Origin of the sequence: Flavobacterium sp. FlaQc-30, from assembly GCF_044005885.1 — a bacterium.
Lineage (GTDB): Bacteria > Bacteroidota > Bacteroidia > Flavobacteriales > Flavobacteriaceae > Flavobacterium.
Genome location: NZ_JBIPCO010000023.1, coordinates 1 through 679 on the forward strand (window position 1 = coordinate 1; position 679 = coordinate 679).

General features: G+C 36.4%; 1 protein-coding gene. It reads right to left on the minus strand.

Annotated features, from left to right (window positions below; all coding sequences use genetic code 11):
- Positions 1 to 679, minus strand: a 679-nt coding sequence (locus tag ACHRV0_RS21565; protein WP_395442498.1) for a DUF2931 family protein, incomplete at both ends; no start/stop codon positions are given.

Here is a 679-nt window from a genome sequence, read left to right on the forward strand (position 1 = left end):
GCGAGATCCATTGAATATAAAACTGTACAGGAAGTTTTTTACCTTTTGCAACATTTAGCTTTACATTTTCATTCCATTTTAAGTATGGAATCGGATCTTTATTTGAATATATTATACTGCCATCTTTGGTATATCCCGCAATGGCTATACTATAATCTCTTTTATCTTCTTCTTCTGTCGTGAAACCAATATCATAAAGATATTCTTTTTCTCCTTTCTCCCAGACAGAATAAGGAATACCATGAATTTTCCAATAAGTAAGATAATTGCCCCATGACTTTATCTCTTTTTTTTTGTAATCATCATCTATGTTTTTATCCTCTTCTCCTTTTAAAATTTTAAATTTTGCTATTTCAGTACTGGCATACCCTCCCTGCATCCATAGAGTTATATTACCACCGGGAGCCATTCCGGCAACAATGACGCTGTAGTCGTTTTGAACTCCATAAGAATCTATCACTTTTTTTTTTAACAATTCTAGCATTTTTTCTCTAGGCAATTTAAACCCTCCTCTATATACTAAGTTGTCGATTGAACAGACCCATTTTACCGCCATGCTATCGGGAACGGGCTTGTATTTGTCGCCTCCAACATAACCGCCGCTAGTAATGCCCCATCCTTGATCTGCCCCTGTGCCAGAAGAAGCACCAGCAATGCTTTTCCCGTGATAAAAATATTC